General features: G+C 39.6%; 23 protein-coding genes and 1 tRNA gene. 13 read left to right on the top strand and 11 right to left on the bottom strand.

Annotated features, from left to right (window positions below):
• Positions 1–231 precede the first annotated feature (231 nt).
• The 3 genes from PSF16_RS10010 (at position 232) to PSF16_RS10000 (ending at position 3,184) form a co-directional block, all read left to right on the top strand.
• Positions 232–1,332 carry an alkene reductase gene (locus PSF16_RS10010; protein WP_006657866.1) on the top strand — a complete coding sequence of 367 codons (1,101 nt, stop codon included), beginning with the start codon at positions 232–234 and terminating at the stop codon, positions 1,330–1,332.
• Positions 1,333–1,400: 68 nt separating this feature from the next.
• Positions 1,401–2,066: an alcohol dehydrogenase catalytic domain-containing protein gene (locus tag PSF16_RS10005; RefSeq protein WP_272689194.1), complete on the top strand. Its 666-nt coding sequence runs from the start codon at positions 1,401–1,403 to the stop codon at positions 2,064–2,066.
• Positions 2,067–2,284: 218 nt separating this feature from the next.
• Positions 2,285–3,184, top strand: coding sequence for a LysR substrate-binding domain-containing protein (locus tag PSF16_RS10000; protein WP_006657864.1), 900 nt, complete (start codon positions 2,285–2,287; stop codon positions 3,182–3,184).
• 26 nt (positions 3,185–3,210) lie between these two features.
• Here the strand turns inward: PSF16_RS10000 and dkgB are convergent, their stop codons facing one another.
• Entirely contained in the window at positions 3,211–4,014 is an 804-nt protein-coding gene (dkgB, locus tag PSF16_RS09995) for a 2,5-didehydrogluconate reductase DkgB (RefSeq protein ID WP_036965217.1), read from the bottom strand.
• Between the two features lie 453 nt (positions 4,015–4,467).
• On the opposite strand from dkgB, the gene PSF16_RS09990 reads away from it, so the two are divergent.
• Positions 4,468–5,361: a hypothetical protein gene (locus PSF16_RS09990; RefSeq protein WP_006657862.1), complete on the top strand. Its 894-nt coding sequence runs from the start codon at positions 4,468–4,470 to the stop codon at positions 5,359–5,361.
• A 191-nt stretch (positions 5,362–5,552) separates the two neighbouring features.
• Here the strand turns inward: PSF16_RS09990 and PSF16_RS09985 are convergent, their stop codons facing one another.
• The 4 genes from PSF16_RS09985 to PSF16_RS09970 form a co-directional block, all read right to left on the bottom strand.
• Positions 5,553–5,810, bottom strand: coding sequence for a hypothetical protein (locus PSF16_RS09985; protein WP_006662104.1), 258 nt, complete (start codon positions 5,808–5,810; stop codon positions 5,553–5,555).
• A gap of 394 nt (positions 5,811–6,204) precedes the next feature.
• Positions 6,205–6,567: a DUF1622 domain-containing protein gene (locus PSF16_RS09980; RefSeq protein ID WP_006662105.1), complete on the bottom strand. Its 363-nt coding sequence runs from the start codon at positions 6,565–6,567 to the stop codon at positions 6,205–6,207.
• A gap of 317 nt (positions 6,568–6,884) precedes the next feature.
• The gene (locus PSF16_RS09975) at positions 6,885–7,316 is read right to left on the bottom strand and encodes a hypothetical protein (protein WP_006657859.1); all 432 of its coding nucleotides are present in this window, start codon (positions 7,314–7,316) and stop codon (positions 6,885–6,887) included.
• 243 nt (positions 7,317–7,559) lie between these two features.
• Positions 7,560–7,644, bottom strand: a tRNA-Ser gene (locus tag PSF16_RS09970).
• A gap of 194 nt (positions 7,645–7,838) precedes the next feature.
• Between PSF16_RS09970 and PSF16_RS09965 the strand changes: the two genes are divergently transcribed.
• On the top strand, positions 7,839–8,168 hold the full coding sequence (locus PSF16_RS09965) for a TusE/DsrC/DsvC family sulfur relay protein (protein WP_006657858.1): 330 nt from the start codon (positions 7,839–7,841) through the stop codon (positions 8,166–8,168).
• Positions 8,169–8,171: 3 nt separating this feature from the next.
• On the opposite strand, the gene PSF16_RS09960 is transcribed toward PSF16_RS09965, so the two are convergent.
• A complete protein-coding gene (locus PSF16_RS09960; RefSeq protein WP_036960421.1) occupies positions 8,172–8,450 on the bottom strand; it encodes an acylphosphatase in 279 nt (92 codons plus the stop codon).
• A 218-nt stretch (positions 8,451–8,668) separates the two neighbouring features.
• Between PSF16_RS09960 and hspQ the strand changes: the two genes are divergently transcribed.
• A complete protein-coding gene (hspQ, locus tag PSF16_RS09955; RefSeq protein WP_006657855.1) occupies positions 8,669–8,989 on the top strand; it encodes a heat shock protein HspQ in 321 nt (106 codons plus the stop codon).
• 75 nt (positions 8,990–9,064) lie between these two features.
• Here the strand turns inward: hspQ and PSF16_RS09950 are convergent, their stop codons facing one another.
• Positions 9,065–9,478 (bottom strand): CoA-binding protein, encoded by a 414-nt coding sequence (locus tag PSF16_RS09950; protein WP_006657854.1) that lies wholly within the window; start codon positions 9,476–9,478, stop codon positions 9,065–9,067.
• Positions 9,479–9,590: 112 nt separating this feature from the next.
• On the opposite strand from PSF16_RS09950, the gene PSF16_RS09945 reads away from it, so the two are divergent.
• Entirely contained in the window at positions 9,591–10,049 is a 459-nt protein-coding gene (locus PSF16_RS09945; RefSeq protein ID WP_006657853.1) for a methylglyoxal synthase, read from the top strand.
• 65 nt (positions 10,050–10,114) lie between these two features.
• Here the strand turns inward: PSF16_RS09945 and helD are convergent, their stop codons facing one another.
• The gene (helD, locus tag PSF16_RS09940; protein WP_272689193.1) at positions 10,115–12,169 is read right to left on the bottom strand and encodes a DNA helicase IV; all 2,055 of its coding nucleotides are present in this window, start codon (positions 12,167–12,169) and stop codon (positions 10,115–10,117) included.
• A 123-nt stretch (positions 12,170–12,292) separates the two neighbouring features.
• On the opposite strand from helD, the gene yccS reads away from it, so the two are divergent.
• Positions 12,293–14,443: a YccS family putative transporter gene (gene yccS, locus PSF16_RS09935; protein WP_272689192.1), complete on the top strand. Its 2,151-nt coding sequence runs from the start codon at positions 12,293–12,295 to the stop codon at positions 14,441–14,443.
• 74 nt (positions 14,444–14,517) lie between these two features.
• On the opposite strand, the gene PSF16_RS09930 is transcribed toward yccS, so the two are convergent.
• On the bottom strand, positions 14,518–15,120 hold the full coding sequence (locus PSF16_RS09930) for a TfoX/Sxy family DNA transformation protein (protein WP_006657850.1): 603 nt from the start codon (positions 15,118–15,120) through the stop codon (positions 14,518–14,520).
• A gap of 233 nt (positions 15,121–15,353) precedes the next feature.
• On the opposite strand from PSF16_RS09930, the gene sulA reads away from it, so the two are divergent.
• Positions 15,354–15,920, top strand: coding sequence for an SOS-induced cell division inhibitor SulA (gene sulA, locus PSF16_RS09925; protein ID WP_006657849.1), 567 nt, complete (start codon positions 15,354–15,356; stop codon positions 15,918–15,920).
• Between the two features lie 354 nt (positions 15,921–16,274).
• Complete coding sequence (ompA, locus tag PSF16_RS09920) at positions 16,275–17,348, top strand: porin OmpA (RefSeq protein WP_006657848.1); 1,074 nt, start codon at positions 16,275–16,277, stop codon at positions 17,346–17,348.
• A gap of 167 nt (positions 17,349–17,515) precedes the next feature.
• Here the strand turns inward: ompA and matP are convergent, their stop codons facing one another.
• Positions 17,516–17,977: a macrodomain Ter protein MatP gene (gene matP, locus PSF16_RS09915; protein ID WP_006657847.1), complete on the bottom strand. Its 462-nt coding sequence runs from the start codon at positions 17,975–17,977 to the stop codon at positions 17,516–17,518.
• Between the two features lie 172 nt (positions 17,978–18,149).
• On the opposite strand from matP, the gene PSF16_RS09910 reads away from it, so the two are divergent.
• From PSF16_RS09910 to fabA, 3 genes are all read left to right on the top strand, one after another.
• The gene (locus PSF16_RS09910; RefSeq protein ID WP_006662138.1) at positions 18,150–18,326 is read left to right on the top strand and encodes a GhoT/OrtT family toxin; all 177 of its coding nucleotides are present in this window, start codon (positions 18,150–18,152) and stop codon (positions 18,324–18,326) included.
• A gap of 197 nt (positions 18,327–18,523) precedes the next feature.
• Complete coding sequence (locus PSF16_RS09905) at positions 18,524–20,260, top strand: AAA family ATPase (protein WP_036974757.1); 1,737 nt, start codon at positions 18,524–18,526, stop codon at positions 20,258–20,260.
• 96 nt (positions 20,261–20,356) lie between these two features.
• Entirely contained in the window at positions 20,357–20,875 is a 519-nt protein-coding gene (gene fabA, locus PSF16_RS09900) for a bifunctional 3-hydroxydecanoyl-ACP dehydratase/trans-2-decenoyl-ACP isomerase (protein ID WP_006657845.1), read from the top strand.
• Between the two features lie 125 nt (positions 20,876–21,000).
• Here fabA and rmf read toward each other — a convergent pair whose 3' ends face one another.
• Positions 21,001–21,171: a ribosome modulation factor gene (gene rmf / locus PSF16_RS09895; protein WP_006657844.1), complete on the bottom strand. Its 171-nt coding sequence runs from the start codon at positions 21,169–21,171 to the stop codon at positions 21,001–21,003.
• Between the last annotated feature and the right edge of the window lie 62 nt (positions 21,172–21,233).

Genomic DNA, 21,233 nt, shown 5'->3' with positions numbered 1-21,233 from the left:
CATACTGGGTATCTACAAAGACTTGGGCGCACGCTAGAACGCGAATCCCACCCCAGATGCCCTTCGCCTCAAAATGCAGTGATGAATCGTGATTATTCGACTTTTCGCAAAAGTGTATTGTAGTGAGTGATGTTTATCTTACATCTGCAATTGATTATATTTTTGTCATGTAGTGATGAATTAATTACGTTTTAAGACAGATTAACAAGAGATAAATACGGGAGCAGAATCATGTTATTTGAGCATTATAACTTACGTGGCTTACCATTAAAAAACCGCATTGTTATGCCACCAATGACTCGTTCACGAGCCGGTAAAGACGATATCGCCACTGAAATGATGGCTGAATATTATGCTCAGCGTGCCAGTGCTGGGCTAATCATTAGCGAAGGTACTCAAATTAGTCGCCAAGGGCAAGGCTATGCTTGGACGCCAGGTATCTACACGCAAGCACAGATTGCTGGTTGGAAAAAAGTCACCGATGCCGTTCATCAAGCGGACGGTAAAATCTTCGCACAGCTTTGGCACGTTGGGCGCGTTTCCCACACCATTTTACAACCTGATAATGCCGCCCCTGTTTCCTCATCCGCTATTCAAGCTAAAGGGGTTAAAGTCTTTGTGGATACTGAAGGTCGTGGACCTGAAGATGGCGTTGGAGAGATGGTTCAACACTCCATGCCTCGCGCCCTTGAAACAGCAGAAATTGCAGGCATTGTTCAAGACTATGTTCAAGCTGCTCGTAATGCAATCGAAGCCGGTTTTGATGGTATCGAATTACACGCTGCGAATGGTTATTTAATCAATCAGTTTATTGATTCACGAGAAAATCAACGCGATGACGAATACGGTGGTTCATTGCAAAACAGATTGCGTTTTCTGCGTGAAGTGGCACAAGGCGTCTCCGATGCTATTGGTAGTGAAAAAGTGGGCGTTCGTTTAGCACCATTGACCACGCTGATGGGCTCTGAAGATGCGACACCAGAAGCAACTTATCTTGCCGCTGCCGCCGTCTTAAATGAGATAGGTGTTGCCTACATTCATATCGCCGAAGCCGATTGGGAAGATGCGCCAGTGATGCCAATGGCCTTTAAAGAAGCATTGCGTATTGTTTTCCACGGCACAATGATTTACTCAGGGCAATATACTGTAGAGCGTGCAGAGCAAGCATTAGCATCAGGTTCAGCTGATTTGATAGGGTTTGGGCGTCCATTTATTGCCAATCCAGATTTACCTTATCGATTAGAACATAACCTTCCGCTGAATGAACCAATAAGAGAATTGTTCTTTGGTGGTGGTGCTGCGGGTTATATCGATTACCCGACAGCCAAATAAGTGACTCACAATAGCCTCTGTTCATCAAACAGGGGCTTTTTATTATTTCCAATATAAATCAGAATATTATGATAAAAAGCATAGAATACGATAGCTGGCAATATGATGCCTCTCAGCATTCCGTTATCCAACGTACCTCGATAACAAGAGAATTAGCGGATAATGAGATCTTAATACAAAATGCTGCAGCAGGCATAAACCCCGTTGACTACAAATTTATCCAGAGTAACCCTCTCAACTGGGCTTCGGGGCATATCCCAGGCGTTGATGGAGCCGGTATTATTGTGTCTGTTGGACATAATGTAGCGCCTGAGCTGATTAGCTGCCGAGTTTGCTACCATGCCCCTTTGTTAAAACCCGGTAGTTTTGCCCAATATACCATCCTCAATTCCAATAGTGTGATGATGATACCGGAAGAAATGTCATTTTCATTAGCGGCAGCGGTGCCATGCCCATTACTCACGGCCTGGCAATCCGCTGAAAAAGTTCCCGTGAATAGCGGAGAAAGCGTATTAGTTTCAGGGCTTGGTCACGAAGTTGCCCTGGCAGCCATTCATCAGTTTGGCGAACCACTTGCAATAACACAATTAATGCTGGCAGGAGAAGCATTAATCAAACAAATAATGACGGGCGACTTAATATGTCCTATTCCCGATACGTTTTCATCAGAGCAACTTCCTCAAGCGCTATTACACAGTGAAAACGCTCACATTAAAACGGTAGTGACCTTTTAATACCTTGTCGTTTTACTTGCTATTGTTTTATTTAGTATTGTGTTACTTGTTGTTAGATTCGATAAAACAACGCATCCAACGTACACCATCAAACGTATACGTTGGTTTTTTCGACAAGCACACCCTCACTGTATTATCATCCCTCTCGAAATACGCATTTTTTATTGATCATATGAGCTGGCACGCGTTAAGCACCTCAGATCTGAAAGGAACTTTGAATGAAGGCTACATCTGACGAAGCACATGTATTTATTGAAGTCGTTGAACAAAAAAGTTTCACAAAAGCCGCGGATAAGCTAAATATCGCCAACTCTGCGGTCAGCCGAACGGTCAAAAAGCTGGAAGAGAAATTGGGCGTCAATTTACTCAAACGAACAACTCGACAAATTGATCTTACTGCGGAAGGTGAACTGTATTTTCAACGAATGAAAAATGTGTTGCAGGAAATGCAAACCATTGAGGATGAACTCCTTGATACACAAAGCTCGCCAAAAGGATTATTGCGTATTGATGCAGCAACGCCAGTCACTTTGCATCTCCTTATTCCGTTTGTTGCTATTTTTCGGCAGCAATATCCCAACATTGAATTATCACTCGTCTCTTCTGAGACATTTGTTAATTTGATTGAACGTAAAGTGGATATTGCAATCAGGGCTGGACAGTTAGCAGACTCAAGTTTGCGTGCCCGCCCCTTATTTAATAGTTACCGTAAAATAGTGGCCTCACCCCGATATATTGAAACAGCCGAAAAAATCACGTCTGTAGCCGATTTACGCCACCATACTTGCCTAACATTTACAGAGCCAACGTCACTCAATACTTGGCCAGTTAACACCGAAAATGGGCTATTAATTGATGTTGCTGATGGAATATCATCAAACAGTGGCGAAACATTATTGCAATTGTGTGTTAATGGCGAAGGAATTGCCTGTTTGTCTGACTTTATGGTGAACGAAGGGATTAAACGTGGAGAATTGATTGAATTATTGCCTGATGAGATTCTGCCTATTCCATTGCCATTTCATGCTGTCTATTACAGCGATAAGGTTGTCAGCCAACGAACTCGCGCTTTTATTGACTGCCTGACGACCTATTTAGACCAGATTGGAAAGCCATGATTATGGCTTTCCAACGGGAATAATCGTTAATCCCACTTAGGCGCTAAGCCTTCAGGGCTCACGAGACGATCATTGCAATCCAGTTTTGCAATTGCATCACGATCTTCTTGGTCAAGCTGTAATTCTATGGCTTTTAGGTTACTGATTAAATTTTCACGCTTGGTTGATGATGGGATCACAGAGTAACCTTCACCCATCGCCCATGACAGAATGACCTGAGCGGGAGTTGCGTTATGTTTTTGAGCAATAGACTGGATAACGTCATCTTTTAATGCCTTGCCGTAAGCCAGTGTCATATAAGATGTAATATGGATACCTAATTCTTTTGCTCGCTCAACCACTTTGCGGTTTTGCAGATAAGGTGATAATTCGATTTGGTTGGTGGCAATATTTTCCGCACCAACAACTGCGACCGCTTCTTCCATCAATGGAATGGTAAAGTTTGATACACCAATTTCACGAGTTAAACCTTGTTTTTTCGCTTCTAATAACGCAAGCATAAACTCTTCAACAGAAACCGCATCATTTGGAGATGGCCAGTGGACCAATGTTAAATCGACATAATCTGTCTGTAAGTCGCTCAGGCTTTTTTTCAGGCTTGGAATCAGATTATCTTTGCTTAAATTCTCAATCCAAATTTTGGTTGTAATATAGAGTTTATCGCGTGCAATACCACTTTCAGCAATTGCCTGCCCAACAGCAGCTTCGTTTTCATAGATTTGAGCCGTATCAACCGCACGATACCCAACATCTAATGCATTTTTTACTGACGCAATCACAACATCATCTTTTAAACGAAACGTACCAACACCCATCATAGGAACAGTCATTGTGTTATCTCTCTTAAGTTTATTCATATTAACTATCAGAACTAATCATGTTCTTGATAACTTGATGTTAAAAAGAATAGGACATTAGGACTATTTTAAAAATAGTCATTCGCTCAATAATCTTTTGCTTAAAAGTCAATAATGAAGCTAACCAGTTGATTTATATATCAACATAACCGTAAACAGAAAAACACCCTGCAAATTAATCTCGAGGAACAGGAAATCATGCCGGCAATCTATAACATTGATAATAAATAATTATCATAGCTATGTTGAGTTTAATTTGTTTTACTGCAAGTTAATGTAATATAGCACTAGCGCGTTTCTTGACTATCTCAATTTATTCGCCGTTATTATTTTGTTTTTTCAATGAAGAGTTACAATAACAACTTGAAAATCAAATGAAAAATAAAAAAACTTGTTATTTTACTGTTCACTTAAGGGGCATGACTAATGAATTTATTATCTTCTAGACAATTACTTTTGCTTTGTATCATTTTTACAAGTAGTGCTTATAGTGATGAAAACTTAAATTCAGGTTACGCAAAACTGCTCGCGCTTTCGTTAACCGATGACATTAGTGCTTCCCAACTGAATTCTGACGGATTTAACTATGAAAAATATTCTTTACCCTATGAATTCAAAAACCTTTATGTAAAAGATGATTATTCCTTTTCTATGCAATTAAAAGGTAATTACCTCAAAGTTAAATCTTCTCTCGTCAATGTGGATTCTGTCGGTAGCCTACGTGCTCGGTGGGATATTTTTAGTATCTCGGCAGCACCCAAAGTTACCTACCAAATAAATGAAAGATTTAGCGTAGAAAACGAGCTTGAATTCGGTTATGCAAATATGAGTAATAAATCCTCATTTCATGGTAGTCAGCAAATGAGAGAAATATTACGTGATGAAGGTCTATTAGATTGGGATCTCAACTCATTTCACGTAACACCTAAAGTTGGACTAAAAAACACCAATAAACTGGACAATAATGATGAAATAAATATATACGGACATTTGGCATATATGTTTGCGAACGGTTTTAAAAATGAAAAACAACTTAACGTCAATAGCAGTACAGGTACATGGTCTATTGGTGGTGAATACGTCATGACTGACCTAATCCACTTAAATGGCAGGAATTTCAGTCTAGTCTTATCGAATGACATCGGTGGGTTCTATGGAAATAACTATAGAGAGCTATCATTCGGCTTTATTAATAATACTTCGCTAGCATTAGAAACTCCCATGAATATTTATGGCAGCAAAGTAAAAGTACAAGCTGGAATCGGCTATTTATCAAGCGATAATGCTCATGGGATAGCATTAACACTCGGCATTAGATAAGTGCTCAATTTCCATAATATGGCTTAAGCCGTGCAATATGACACGATGCTTGATTCAGTGATAAAACAAAAACAGTGCTAGAGGGTCATTTTATCAAGAACAACCGCAGTGCTGTAAAATATCAATACTATGAAATTGGAATCAAAAATACTGTTTGATAATCATAAAGAATATAGTATTCATATTTTTAGCTATTTATGATTAATTCTAAATTGGCGATTATTAAACCGACGATCTAAGTTTTTTTCAATTAACGAAATACTATTATTTTCGGTGTCTTCTCTCATTGATTCAATATCACCATTATCTTGTATTTTATTTTTTTTCAGTAAATACTCGATTTTCGTGCTCTGATATCCGCCACTCATATCGAGTGTTTGAGCGAGTACTGAGGCGCTAGTAAGCAATGCTATCACGATAAATAGTTTTGAAAATAACCGTTTTTTCATCATATTCTCCTTAAATTAGAATCTAGTTTTAACCTATTCAACTGTCAAAAAGTAGTGCATTAAGGTAATGATTTGGAAAAAATTGTATATTTATAGGATTTTCTTCAATTAAAAACTATTTATTTATTAACAGGTTAAATTAAAGTGATGATTGCTAAATAGGGTATTGATAATCCATACTCAAAAAATTGTGAGTGACGACTTTACTCATAAGAATAATTAAGCATGATTAATACCAAAATCATGAAAGGGCTGGCATTCAGTATTGACTATTTAAAGTAAGCCATCGTACAAGGTGAAAGTTCACTCTTTGCGCCTTGTACAATCACTTAAATTTATATTTTCGCTACTGCATAACAAATAAACTCGCCACATTAACATCCATCATATCAGGCTATTGATGCTTACTTGTTTTTCCCTTCGATTCTTCAACTAAAGGGTTGTGCTCTAGCTCTTTGGCAAGAAAGTAATTTAAGAACGTTCTAATCACAGCGATAATTGCCAGCTTAATGAGACTATCTAAATCAGGATCAACGGTCGTGAGTAAAATATCCGCTGCAAGTTGAAATTCTAAAGCCATTGCCAGCCAGTTACCGAAATAAAAACGAGCAACTCTGCCATTCTTAACTGTAATTAGAATATACAGTGTTTTCACCAGCCCTATAGCAACGCACGTTACTGATATTGCCTCAAGAAAAAGCTGTAAATAATTAACACTTGAGATTAACAGCTCACGTAACACAATCAGATCTGGCATTACATCCCCCTAAAAATGTATTTTGACGCACTGATACAATACGCATTCACTTAGCCAATAAGCGTATAACTCTGGATACATTCAAGTTTTATCTTTCATCTACCTACTTGAAACTCAAGCTCTATTTAACCAGGCTAGTCATCAGAATAAAGCGGTTATAACGAGACACATTCGGCATAGAAACATGGCGAGGATCTTCCAGATAAGCTGGATTAAACAAAAAAAATTTAGCACATTATGAATGTACTCATGGGCGATCTTAACTGATTAACTCGCCCACATTAAACCTGAAATAGATTATAAATAATAACGGTTAATCACCACATTGGATCGCATTCAAAATCACTAAACGTTTTCTTGTGGTTTTTAGGTGAAGATGTGAATTTGCCTACTGGTTTGTTATTTACGTATACTTCAAATGTTGATGTTTTTTTTATCGCATCAGTAAAACTCACCCATGCATTGGCACCATTCCTCGTCGTTGTGTTTTCAGGTATGTAGTATGCTTCATCATCAATTAGAAATGATATATCCCCAGTTAACTGTTGACCATCATGATAAACTGACACTCCGTTATCAAATCCCTCTCCCGCGCCAACATTGCATGCAATGATGACGGCATCATTAGATTCGTTGGTGAGGCTGTATTCGGAATAGCCTTGGGCAAAGCTACTTGACCATATATTAGGCACTGCCCATGACGCTGTTGAAAACCCCAAGATTACCCCAGCTATTAATATTTTTTTCATGTATTTCTCCAATTTTTTTTTAAGTATACTTTATCGGAATGACTCTTATTCTTAGAGAAATCACATATTTAAACAATAATTCTCCTAATGAGGTACTCACCAATACTTAATTTATATACAAAAACGGTGCAATAGGTTTTAGACGTGTAGAAAAATATCAGTAGACGTTGAGATAATAGGATTTTATTGACGAATTTGAATTTACTTGGGATTGGAATATTTTGGAGGACGTTACTAGAAGTGAAGAGGAGGAGAGATTCGAACTCTCGGATGGTTTCCCATCGGCGGTTTTCAAGACCGCTGCCTTCAGCCGCTCGGCCACCCCTCCGCAATGACGAGCACTATAATCATCTGCGCTTTCAATGTAAACCCCTAATTTGTTCGTTCGCTTTAAAAATAAGCGCACATGAGTTCAATGGATGAAATTATCAACATTTTTTCCTAACCTCGCAGGGTTTACTTGGGTTATTGCTGTTTTTTTGCTAAATTTGCGGTCTACTTTTGTTTGGATAGAAATTAAGTATGTTGGTTTTTAATAATCAAGAAATTGAAACAGATGCACAAGGCTACCTACTTGATAGCCAACAATGGAGTGAAGATCTTATTCCTTTGCTAGCTGAGCAAGAAGAGATTGAAATCACTGATGAGCATCTCGAAATTATCCGTTTCGTTCGCGCATTCTATTTAGAATTTAATACCTCACCCGCGATCCGAATGCTGGTTAAAGCCGTTTCTCAGCAGTTTGGCGAAGAAAAAGGTAACAGCCGCTACTTATATCGACTGTTTCCAAAAGGACCTGCCAAGCAAGCAACAAAACTTGCAGGTCTTCCTAAACCAGTAAAATGTATTTAATCACTAATAGCGGACCGAAAAATCCGCTATTGGATCTGTATGCCAGTTTTCACTAAAATAATGATCAATTTTCGCACCTGGCGGACCGCCGGCTTTTAACCATTCGTCTACAAATTGAATGTCCTGCTCGGAACCATAAATAGCCAGTTTCACGCTACCATCATCCCGATTATAAACGAATCCTTTTATCCCATTCTGATTCGCCCAATGATACGTTTGGTAACGAAACCCAACACCTTGAACTCGTCCATAAATATAGAAATAACGACCTGTTGCTGCCATATAAGCCTCCGATGTCATGACTTAATTAATTAAAACCCTCTGGCACAGTTGTTTTTTATTCATTCAGCAGATAATCTGATTATTGAGGCACTGCTTTTCGTTATGACTTCAAAGACAGTGTATTGCGTTATAAGTAATTGTCCAAACATTGGCTTGAAAACGCACAGCACTGCCCACATGTAGTTTACAGTACAAGCAAGGCTTTTAAGGAGGTCGCTATGATGATCACCAGTAAATATGGCATCGGGCAACAAGTCAGACATAAACTTCTCGGCTACCTCGGGGTAGTTGTTGATGTTGATCCTGAATACTCACTCGAACAACCACATGATGATGACATTGCATCCAACAGTACATTACGCGATCTGCCTTGGTATCATGTTGTCATGGAAGATGACAATGGGGAAGCGGTTCATACTTATCTAGCAGAAGCACAAATTACTTATGAGATGACTGATGACCATCCGGAACAACCATCTATGGATGAGTTAGCAGAATCTATAAGATCCCAATTGCAAGCTCCACGTCTACGTAACTGATCATGAACGCAATCCAGTAAAGCAGCCCACCAGCTGCTTTATTTTTTTACGTCCCTTTTTCTACAACGCCAACACTTATTTTTCTAAACCTAGCGCAGGAATATCTTGTTTTGGGCATCTATCCATGACAAATTGCAGCCCAGCATCCGTCGCGATTTTTTTCGCTTCTTCGCTAATCACCCCTTTTTGTAGCCATAAAACTTTGGCTTTAATGGCTACTGCTTCATGAGCAACACCGACAGCAGCTTCTGAGTTTCTAAAAACATCAACCATATCAACAGACAGGGGGATATCTTTCAGCTGAGCATAAACTTGTTGTCCCAATAATATTTGCCCAGCTAACTTAGGGCTAACAGGAATAACCTGATACCCTTGGTGAAGAAGATACTCCATGACCTCATAACTTGGACGGTCTGTACGATCACTTGCACCAACAAGAGCGATTGTCTTTACACCCTTTAAAATTTCAGCAATTTCTTGATCTCTCATCAAAATATCTCCTAAACCAGTAAACTATTCATATACATTATGATATATGTTGTACCTGTTTGTTCACTCAATTTTTAAGATGCGTGACACTTATCTTGTTTAAGGGAAACTCATGGAATCCACCACTCGTAAAATCTCAGCTTCAAAGAACATTGCTTTAGTTGCCCATGACCACTGCAAATCATCGCTGCTCGGTTGGGTAAGCAAAAATAAAGTAAAATTAAGTTCACATAAATTATTTGCGACTGGCACTACCGGAAGTTTAGTGAGTAAAGAAACGGGCTTACCTGTTACTGGCATGTTGAGTGGTCCAATGGGCGGGGACCAACAGATTGGTTCAATGATTGCAGAGCAGAAAATCGACCTACTCATTTTCTTTTGGGACCCACTCAATGCGGTACCTCATGATCCTGATGTAAAAGCGCTTTTGCGTCTCGCTACTGTGTGGAATATTCCAGTTGCAACGAATCCAGCGACCGCTGATTTTCTGATCACGTCTCCTTACTTTGACGAGGAAATTGATATTGTGATCCCTGACTATCAAAGTTATTTAAATAAACGCACCAGTTAATCTGCAAAGAACATAAAAAAAACCTGCGCTATTCATCTCATAACGCAGGTTTTTTAGCATCACGCTTATGGTTTTTTCTGGCGAGGAACGCCCATCTGCCGCAACTCCCCAACAAATTCTGAAGGGTTATCTGGATTATAGAGCAGCCATACCTGCTGTTTCGCACGCGTGAGTGCAACATAAAATAATCGACGCTCTTCAGCATGCTCGAATTGTTCAGGCTGAGGAAGTAGCGCATCCTCAATGATTGACTCTCTTGCCGGCGCGGGAAACCCTTCTTTTCCCCCATTTAGACCACAAATAATAACATGGTCTGCTTGCTGACCTTTTGACGCATGCATCGTCATAAATTGAATATTAAGCTTCGGCCAACGAGTGGCGGCTTTATTCAAAATCTCAGGCTTTAAATAATGATAACGCGCTAAAATTAGGATGTTTTCATCCTCTAAAACATAGCCGCTCATTTTATCCAGCAAGCGTTCCAATGCATCTTCATACAATAGAACAACTGATTTTTTATTACCTTTAATTAAGCTATTCAGAGGTTTATCTAGCTGACTAGGATTCTGTAAAACAAAACGATTAGCTATATCGCCTATACGCTCATTAAATCGATATGTTGTATCTAATGCGCATAAATCTCCGTCACCAAAATGCGTTTTAAATGCAGTTGTTAGACCCAATTCAGCACCACTAAAGCGATAAATAGCCTGCCAATCATCCCCAACCGCAAATAAACATGTCTGTTTATTCTGCTGACGTAATGCCTGCAATAACCTAGCACGCAGTGGCGAAATGTCTTGAAATTCATCCACCAAAATATGCTTCCAAGGACTTATAAAGCGCCCTTTTTCAATGATATTGACAGCTTGATGAATCAACCCTGAGAAATCAATCGCGCCCTCATCTTTTAATGCGTTTTTCCATACTTTTAATAGTGGTGCCATCAATCGAATGCGCTTTTGGAATCGATCTCGAATTTCTTCTGGTGTATTTTCAACCATCTCTTTTTGGCTGCCGCCATGCGAGCGAATTAAACTTAACCATCGCTCTAATCGAATCACGACTTTACGACTAATTTTTTCATCATTCCAATATTCACCATCTGGAATATCCCAAAGGAGCTCGTCAGAAAGCCACTCTCGCCACCCTTTTGCCTGCGCCTTTTTACTCGAGCATTGTTCACGCCACTCCGTTAATAAAAGTGACTGACGTTTTTCAGTGTTGGATTCTAATTCACTAATCACTGGTGACTTATTACTACCCTCTCGGATAATCTGCAATGCAAGAGCATGGAATGTCTTCGCCTCAATCTCTTGCTGCTGTAACCGAGATTGAATACGCTCATTCATTTCTTCAGCGGCTTTACGCCCAAACGCCAATAGCAATATCTGCCCAGGCTTCGCGAGCTCTCTTAATAACAGCCATCCCGCCCTTGCGACTAATACAGATGTTTTTCCGCTTCCCGCTCCAGCTAACACTAAAACATTATCCTCACCATTAATGACAGATAAAGATTGAGAATAATTTAATGGAGAAGATTCTATATTTTGGAAAAAATCGTGATAACGACTTAAAACTGACTGGCACCAATTTTGATTATTTAGATTTCGGCACTGCTCACTATCATGTAGCCATTGGCAGCACAATTGATAGTGTGTCGCACAATTTTCAAACAAGGGGATTCGCGCTAATGGTAAAGGAAGCGATGAAAATTGCTGAGTGATTTTTTCCTTAATGGCGTGAAGGCTACGTAAGCTTAACCAAGCATCTTGTTGAGTTTGTTGTAAAATTGACTGAGCTAATGACGTCAAGACTTGAGCGCTAACCTCACTCATTTCTACGCTCCATTGCTGCCATTTTTCATTTAAAAAATGGTAGAAACGCTGAGTTTGTTTCCACTCCGTGCCATGTAAGCGAACAACTTGCTCCTCTAAAATCTCAAACTCTAACTCTCCCCAAACGATCCCTCGTTTGCAGCGAATATCAATTAATTCATTGAATGGAATAAGATATTGATGGTTTTCACCACTAACTTCAATGCCTGCATTAAGTAAGCGAACCCGATTATAGGGATGCTGAGCCAGGCGCTGTCCAATCTGTGTCGATTTCAGTTCCATACGTTCTGCACCTGTGTAAATCATTCGTGAAGATAATCAAAGCATAATTGCTAATAGTTTTTTATTCTACGTAAACACGTTATTCTATGTAGATAAGGATTTGTCTTACCACTGAGGTATTTTGTGCTAACGCTGCTAACCAGTTATCGCCGTGTGCTATATAACAGCCATATTTTATATTATATCCGAATCTTAATTGCGCTGACAGGCACAACCTTGGTCCCATGGCTTTTAGGCTTAGAGCCAAAAGTGACAATCCCCTTAACATTGGGTGTTGTTGCTGCCGCACTGACCGACTTAGATGACAGATTGGTGGGCAGAATAAAAAATTTAATTATTACTTTACTCTGTTTTTTAATTGCCTCCGTCTCTATTGAGCTACTTTTTCCCTACCCAGTATTATTCTTTTTTGGGTTAGCTATCTCAACCTGCGGGTTTATTTTGCTTGGGGCCTTAGGACAACGTTATGCTACCATCGCTTTTGGCGCCCTACTTATCGCAATTTACACCATGCTTGGTGTCCCTATTTTTGATACTTGGTACATACAGCCTGCACTTTTATTAACGGGGGCAATTTGGTACAACATTCTCACGCTAATCGGGCATATCCTTTTCCCTGTACGCCCACTGCAAGATGCCATTTCACAATGTTATCAGCAACTTGCCGCCTATCTCGACGCAAAAGCCAACTTGTTTGACCCTGATCTCGAAGATGATTATCAGCAATCAATCTATGACTTAGCACTCGTTAACAGCACGTTAGTCAGCACGATGAATCAAGCGAAGATAGCCTTGCTCAGCAGATTGAAAGGTGACCGAGGACAGCGAGGTACGCGCAATACATTGCAGTATTACTTCGTTGCCCAAGATATTCATGAACGAGCAAGTTCGTCTCACATTCAATATCAGTATCTTAGCCGCCGCTTACGCCACTGCGATATTTTATTTCGCTTTCAGCGCCTGTTAACCATGCAAGCGCGAGCTTGCCAACAAGTGGCTCAATCTGTGATATGGCGTAAACAATATCAGCACAACCCTCGTTTTGAACGAACATTCGCCTATATTGAAAGCTCCTTGCATCTGTTACAACAACAGTCGCCTGAATTACACGAGATTAAAGCATTACGAAATTTACTGAAAAACCTGAAAGGTATTGATGTTCAATTGAAAAGCTTGAGTTTGAATCAAGCTACAGGGCAACAAAATAATAAGCAAATTGAACAGTTAGCAGATGAGTCAATTTCAGGTCTTCGCGATATATTTACGCGCTTCAAACACCATTTGACGCCTAAATCTGCCCTCTTTCGTCATGCGGTCAGAATGTCTGTTTTGCTCTGCACTGGCTACCTGATTATTCAACTATTTGATTTAGAAAGAGGCTATTGGATCCTACTGACCAGCTTATTTGTTTGCCAACCCAACTATAATGCCACTAAGCGCCGCCTTGCACTGCGAATTATTGGTACTCTATTAGGGATTGCGATTGGCTTACCACTACTTAATATCGTGCCATCTATTGAAGGGCAGCTCGCCTTAATTGTGGTCACTGGATTGCTATTTTTCATGTTCCGTAGCAGCCAATACGCTCAAGCCACACTATTTATTACATTACTTGTGCTTTTTTGCTTCAATTTACTGGGTGAAGGGTTTGAGGTCGCCTTGCCTCGAATCATCGATACCTTAATTGGTTGCTTCATTGCACTGCTTGCCGTTAGTTTCATTTGGCCTGACTGGAAGTTTCGACAATTACCCCAAGTGATTCAAAAAACGATGGATAGTAACTGCCGTTACTTAGACGCTATTTTACAACAGTATTATCAAGGCAAAGATAATAGTTTGGAGTACCGTATTGCGAGGCGAGATGCTCACAACTCTGATGCAGAGTTTGCCTCCGTTGTCTCAAATATGGCTTCTGATCCTAAGTCATACCAAATTACACAAGAACAGGCATTCCGTTTATTGTGTCTGAACCATACATTACTGGGTTATATTTCAGCGCTCGGTGCCCACCGAGAAAAAATGCAAAACGATGCAAACTTAACATTATTAAACGATGCGATTTGCTACATCGAATCATCCATTCAAGTCACATCGTTAGATCCAGCAATTATTGATGAAAAATCAGAGCGATTAAGAGTCAGTTTACTCCAACGCATTGACCACGCCTCCAGTGATGACGATGAAAAAACAGTTTTAATCATGGAGCAAACTAAGTTACTGATCGAATTAATTCCTGAGATAAAATCAATGATTAAACAAATCAGTTTGTCATAAAATAAACTGATGAGCGGGCATTAAAACTAACCAGTAGTCAATGCCCGCAATTATCTTCATAGGTAAACTGAAAATCAGTTCACGCTGTTAAACCAGTTAATCAACTCTTGCCGGGTTTGAGAAGGTAATACTTCACTGTGACAACCTTCGATTGCCGCAGCCAATCCAATCAATTGCTTGACACTTGGTCTTTGCTTACCGTGCTGTTTTAACTTCAAAAAACACGCTTTAGCGCCAATCAATGCCAGCTCCTCGGCATGGAAAATGCCAATTTTACCTAATGCTCTTTCCATTGCCATATTCATATTAGGCAAATCTTTAATACGAACAGCCGCCGATTCTTTTTGTTGGTTTTCCTCTATCGCCGAACGGTAAGCAAGCTCGATAATATGACTCAATATTGATGAATCACACCAAACATCTTCAGGGAGTCGATAATATCGCATCTCTAAAGGTATACCCCTTTTACTGTAGACCAACCGTTCGAATCCCACAGATTCAAAGTAACTGCGAGAAAACAGACACCCTCGTACATAAAACTGGTCATCCAATACCAATCCAACAAGTGCACTATCAATACACAAACAATATCCACCAAAATGGTTCTTCTTTTTTAGTACCCCAAATTTGCTCAAAATTTGTTGCAAAAGGGAACTTCTTTCGTTTTGTAATGACACTTTTTCATCTCCTTATGAATAAAAAAAGTACTATCGTCCTTGAAGCCTAAACAATTAAAAACAATTGTTTTTACATATAATTATGTTTAATCGATTTTAAAGTTTCAGTTAAAAATGCCAAGTAGAACTCACATAAAAACCGAAAAGTTGCGAAGCGCTTTGTAAAAATAGCCTTGATATTGTATAAATATACAGTTACTGTATACCTATACAGCATTGTAGCGAGGTGAATTATGAGCATCTATTCTTGGAACAACACAGCAGAACATTCTCTTAATCGTTTTACTAATGATAACTTCACACGTGATCACCTTACAGATAGTAACGTGACTAGTGCTAGTTCAACGATGAATAGTGTAAATGGCGCTATGCAACAAGGTATGGTGAGTGAGCTAGTTTATAATGAACAGCACCCAGTCATGGATTACATATTGCTACCAATGCTACGCCAGTTTGGTATTCAATCACGCTGGTTATTATGGTTGAGTCCTGAGAAAAAACTGAGTAAACATTGGGTGGAACAAGCGGGACTTCCTGCAAATAAAATTATGCAACTCAACCAAGTTGACTCAATTACAACTATTGATGCAATGGAAAAAGCATTGAGAAGCGGTAATTACAGTGTCGTATTAGGATGGTTACCAGAAATAAGTGAGCAAGATTTTATTCTTTTACAAAATGCCGCTGAAGTAGGTCATTCTATGGGATTCATTATGAGACCAGAAAAAACATATAATACAATTCAGATGACCACTAGACATCAAAACCTTTTAAAGATTCACTCCAATAAGATTCATTGATCAATAATAAGATTTTTCTTACTAAATTTTAAGTTGAGTAATATCGTTATTAAATAAAACACTAAAATACATTAAAAACAATAGGATAGATTAATTAGCGATAAAATGTACAATATATTTATCTCTCTGATTTCAGGGATAAAAAAAGACTTTTTTTAACCTTTATTGCTTACCATACTTGTATCTTTTGGAGTTCGTTGTAGACTTTAGCCTGTTAAGCGTATGACATTATTTTTTTACTTTTCGTAAAATTTTGTGGATAATGTCAGCTGAACCTAGCAAGTAAATTGAACCAATGGCAAATAATAAGGCTCACGAAGCCAAGCCAATATTGGATGATAACGAGGCGTAAAAATGAAAAAGACAGCTATCGCGGTAGCAGTGGCAGTAGCAGCATTCGCAACTGTTGCACAAGCAGCTCCAAAAGATAACACTTGGTATACTGGTGGTAAATTAGGTTGGTCTCACTACGAGCACGCTAAATTTACTTTTGAAGATGCTGCAGGAGATGAAACTTCTGTTGGTACCGGTAAAAAAACTCGTGACCAATTAGGTGCGGGTCTGTACGCAGGTTACCAATACAACCAGTACATGGGCTTCGAAATGGGCTATGACTGGTTTGGTAAAATGAAGTACAAAGGTGACAACGCAGGTAGCGTTTCTTCTATGGGCGTTTCTCTGACTACCAAACTGAGCTATCCAGTAATGGAAGACTTAGACGTTTATACTCGTCTGGGTGGTATGGTTTACCGTACAGAAGCTAAAGTTAACGGCGTTGGTAAAGAAACTGACACTGGCGTTTCTCCAGTTTACGCACTGGGTCTTGAGTATGCTATCACTCCAGAATTAGCTACTCGTTTAGACTACCAGTGGGTTAGCCGCATGGGTGACAAAGACAACATCGGTGTTAGCCCAGACAACGGCATGCTGAGCGTTGGTCTTGCATACCGTTTCGGTCAAGAAGCAGCTCCAGTTGTTGCTCCAGCAGTAGTTGCTGAGCCAGCAGCTCCAGTTGTTGAAAACAAACGCTTCACTCTGCGTTCAGACGTTCTGTTTAACTTCAACAAAGCGACTCTGAAACCAGAAGGTCAGCAAGCTCTGAACGAACTGTACAACGAACTGAGCAACATCGACCCAACTCAAGGTCGCGTGCTGGTAGTTGGTTTCACAGACCGTATCGGTTCACAAAACTACAACCTGCCACTGTCACAAAAACGTGCTCAGTCAGTAGTAGATTACTTAGTTGCTAAAGGCGTTCCTGCAAGCGCAATCGCTGCAGAAGGTCGTGGTAAAGAAGATCCAGTAACTGGTAACAAATGTGACGCAGTTAAAGGCCGTGCAGCTCTGATCGAGTGTTTAGCGCCAGACCGTCGTGTTGAAATCGAAATCCAAGGTACAACTGAAGTTGTAACTCAACCAGGCGCTTAATTTATAGCCCTAGTTTAAATTTCGAAATGAATATAAAAAACCCCAATTTATTGGGGTTTTTTTATCGTCTAAATGAGGAAGTCATGAAAAATTCAATTTGTAGATAGATATCCTATTCTAAGCTAGCCTATTCTATATTCGATCAACGACACACATCGATAAGATCACTATTCTTTCTCTGACTTACCTAAGATCGCTTGAAGATCATGCTTCAATAAGCTCATCTGATTTTCATACTTATCTTTATGCTCTGCATCTTCAATTAACTGGATAATCGTTTCTGACAACGTTTTATTTCGATTAACGGCTAAATTTGATAACCGTTGCCAAACCGAATAATTTAAATCAATGGATTTCTTTCGAGTATGTGGATGCTCAGCATTAAAATGACGTTTACGGCGAGCACGAATACTCTGCTTCATTCGGTTATCTAATTGCGGAGACATATGGTCAGCAATCCATTTCAATACATCAACAGGTGTATTTTCTAGCTTTAGCAGCAACTCAATGGCTTCTTGTTCCGCACTTCTCTCTATATAGCGGGTAATCGGCTCCCCACTTCTCGCTTTATTGACCAGATATTCCCATTTCCAGCCACATTCAAGATTTTCAAGCTGCTGATATTTCATATTTTTTCCCGAAGAAAATCGTACCTATCATTATATTAGCAATATTATAAGAAAAATGCTCAAGCTGGATTCCATTTAATCGATTATCCCTTGATTAACACAAAGAAAATAACAGTAAATAAAAAAATAGTGTACAATTCGCATCCACACGTTAACAAACCACTAAAATCGCATGTCCACTTTTGAACACATACTTCTTATCTATGGGATTGGAGGAGTATGTTCAGCGTTATTCGCCCTGCTAGTAACCAAAGATCCTAGTTTTTGTATGAGACTCTTGAGCGCACTCTTAATTGGCTTAACATGGCCGCTGAGTTTACCTGTTGCTCTCATGTTTTCTTTATTCTAAATCGATATTTCGACAAATATTGCTGCAAGATTAGCGCTCAGAGGCTAATATAACAATCTTGAGTCAAAAACAGCTTAAGGTAATGAATTAGCCTGAAATTGTATATAAAACAGACAGCACAGAAATAAACTCAGGCACATGCGTCCTGCTTATTGGCAGGCATTTATTGATAACCATACTAATAGCAGATAATTATAGTGATCAGTCAAGAATTAACATGGCAAGGCCTAACTCCTAACTTATCGTCTTTTCAGACAAAATTTGTCTCTTCAGCGACGTTGACCCCATCAACACTGTCTGATATTCAACCAAGATTATTCGATGGGATGCAGCATTTCATTCGCGAATATGCTCAAACACGGTTTATGTTCATTAAATCTGACGAAAGTGAAGAGTATCTAAAACTATTTACTGATTCGATCACGCCATTATTGAATGAAACTCAATTTATTAATGGGGATTATCAGCTATCTGAAGATAAACAACGATATCAATGGAAAACTGACTCAACGGGACGTTTTTCAACACAAGAGAAAATTGCCTACCGTCACTGGATTGAGCCAGAACAACTGTTCGGTTATGTCACTCCAAACCAAAATTTGGTACCGGGTTTGCTGCACCAAATTAATGGTGGCGTATTAATCATTTCAGCAACCGCACTGGTGACTCAGCCATTAATGTGGACTCGCTTAAAAAATATGGTTACCCGTCGCCAATTAGAATGGCTACCACACAGTGAAAATCAAACTCTACCCATAGAAATTGAGCCTCATCCTCTTGAGCTCAAAGTCATCGTCGTTGGTGATAGACTGATACTAGAAGAGTTTGAATTTGCCGCACCTGAGCTATTTGATTGCGCAATATACGCAGAGTATGAGCCGCTGATGTTCTTTGAGGATGAAGAACAATTAAGCTTATGGATGAATTTCATTAAGTTTATTATCAATAGCAATCAACTTCCTGAAATTGCTGTGGACGGCTGGTCCGAATTTATTTTACAAGCCACTCGTTGTTGCGAAGATAAGTATAACTTACCTCTCGATATTAATTGGTTAACACGTCAATTAACCAATGCAGCTAATTACGCCAACGAAGGTCATTTAACCGCAGAGTCATTTTCCCAAGCAGAAGAAAACCGTGTATGGCGTCATGCCTTCCTTGTAGAACGTAACCAAGATGACATTTTGCAAGAACAAGTTTTAATCAAAACGGAAGGTGAAGTTGTAGGTCAAATTAATGGACTCTCTGTTTTACAATACCCTGGTTATCCAGATGCTATTGGTGAACCGTCCAGAATTACTTGTGTAGCACATCTTGGCGATGGCGAATTTACGGATGTCGAGCGTAAAGCAGAGCTAGGTGGCAATATCCATGCAAAAGGCATGATGATCATGCAAGCCTACCTAAACTATGAATTAAAATTAGAGCAACCTCAACCATTTTCTGCTTCTATTGTATTTGAGCAGTCATATGGTGAAGTTGATGGCGATAGTGCATCCTTGGCAGAGCTTTGCGCCTTGATTAGCGCATTGTCATTACAGCCTATCGATCAGCAAATTGCCGTCACGGGCGCCGTTGACCAATTTGGCTATGTACAACCTATTGGCGGTGTTAACCAAAAGATTGAAGGATTTTTTGATATCTGTGATAAGCGAGAATTAACAGGTAATCAAGGTGTCATTATCCCAATGTCTAATGTGCGTCATCTGTGCTTAAAAGATGAAGTCGTCCAAGCGGTTAAAGAAGAAAAATTCCACATTTGGCCTGTCGAACACGTTGCTCAAGCCATTAGTCTTTTGACCAAGCAACCCTACTTTGAACAGCAAGTGGAAGGTGAAAATGTACACCTGTTAGCTTTAATTCAAGAACGCATAAATCAAGCCAATTCACCAGATAAGTCAAGATTACCTTGGTTTTTGAAGTGGATGAGCTAAGTAAAGATTGCGTAAATATTAGCTGATCGGAGTTGTTCAGCGTACAAGTGTAAGCTATTCTGTGAACCTATACATAATAAAGGCTATCTGAAGATCATGGTTGATAAACGCGAATCCTATACGAAAGAAGATTTAGAGGCTTCTGGAAGAGGCGAATTATTTGGGGAAAATGGTCCTCCACTACCATCAGGTAATATGTTGATGATGGATCGAATCATCAAAATGACCGAAGATGGCGGTACATTCAATAAAGGCTACGTTGAAGCTGAGCTGGATATCAATCCAGACTTATGGTTCTTTGGTTGTCACTTTACGAATGACCCAGTTATGCCGGGTTGTTTAGGTCTTGATGCCATGTGGCAACTGGTTGGTTTTTACCTTGGCTGGTTAGGCGGTGAAGGCAAAGGTCGTGCTTTAGGTGTTGGTGAAGTGAAATTCACTGGACAAGTACTACCGACAGCAAAAAAAGTCACTTACCGTATCAATTTTAAACGAGTGATCAACCGTAAATTGATTATGGGATTAGCTGATGGTGAAGTGCTGGTAGATGGCAAACTCATTTATGCCGCTACAGACCTAAAAGTCGGCTTATTTAAGGATACAAGCGCGTTCTAATCAAACCTTGCCCTTAAACGCAAACCTCCGCAAATGCGGAGGTTTATAATTTTTAAGGGATTGTATTAAATTATGCGTGAAATAAATTTTCGCAAATTAATCTAATTATCCTCGTGAATGACCCATTAAACGGCAACTGCCGCCCTGTCCTCCATCGCTTGACGCCAACCACCTAGCCAATGCGAACGGGCATCTACTGCCTGATAAGGACATAACTCTTTGGAACGCCCGGTTAAACCTGCTTGATAACCTCTTGATAACGCTCTTTCTAAACGGTCTCTCTTCTGTCTTTTCATGCCTTACTTCCCTCATCATTTAAATGGAAAAGAAAACAGCATCTATTTTTGTTAATAGATAC

Source organism: Providencia sp. PROV033 (genome assembly GCF_028484855.1).
Classification (GTDB): domain Bacteria; phylum Pseudomonadota; class Gammaproteobacteria; order Enterobacterales; family Enterobacteriaceae; genus Providencia; species Providencia alcalifaciens.
The sequence above is the reverse complement of the archived record's forward strand: the minus strand, read 5'-3'. Positions and strand labels throughout refer to the sequence as shown.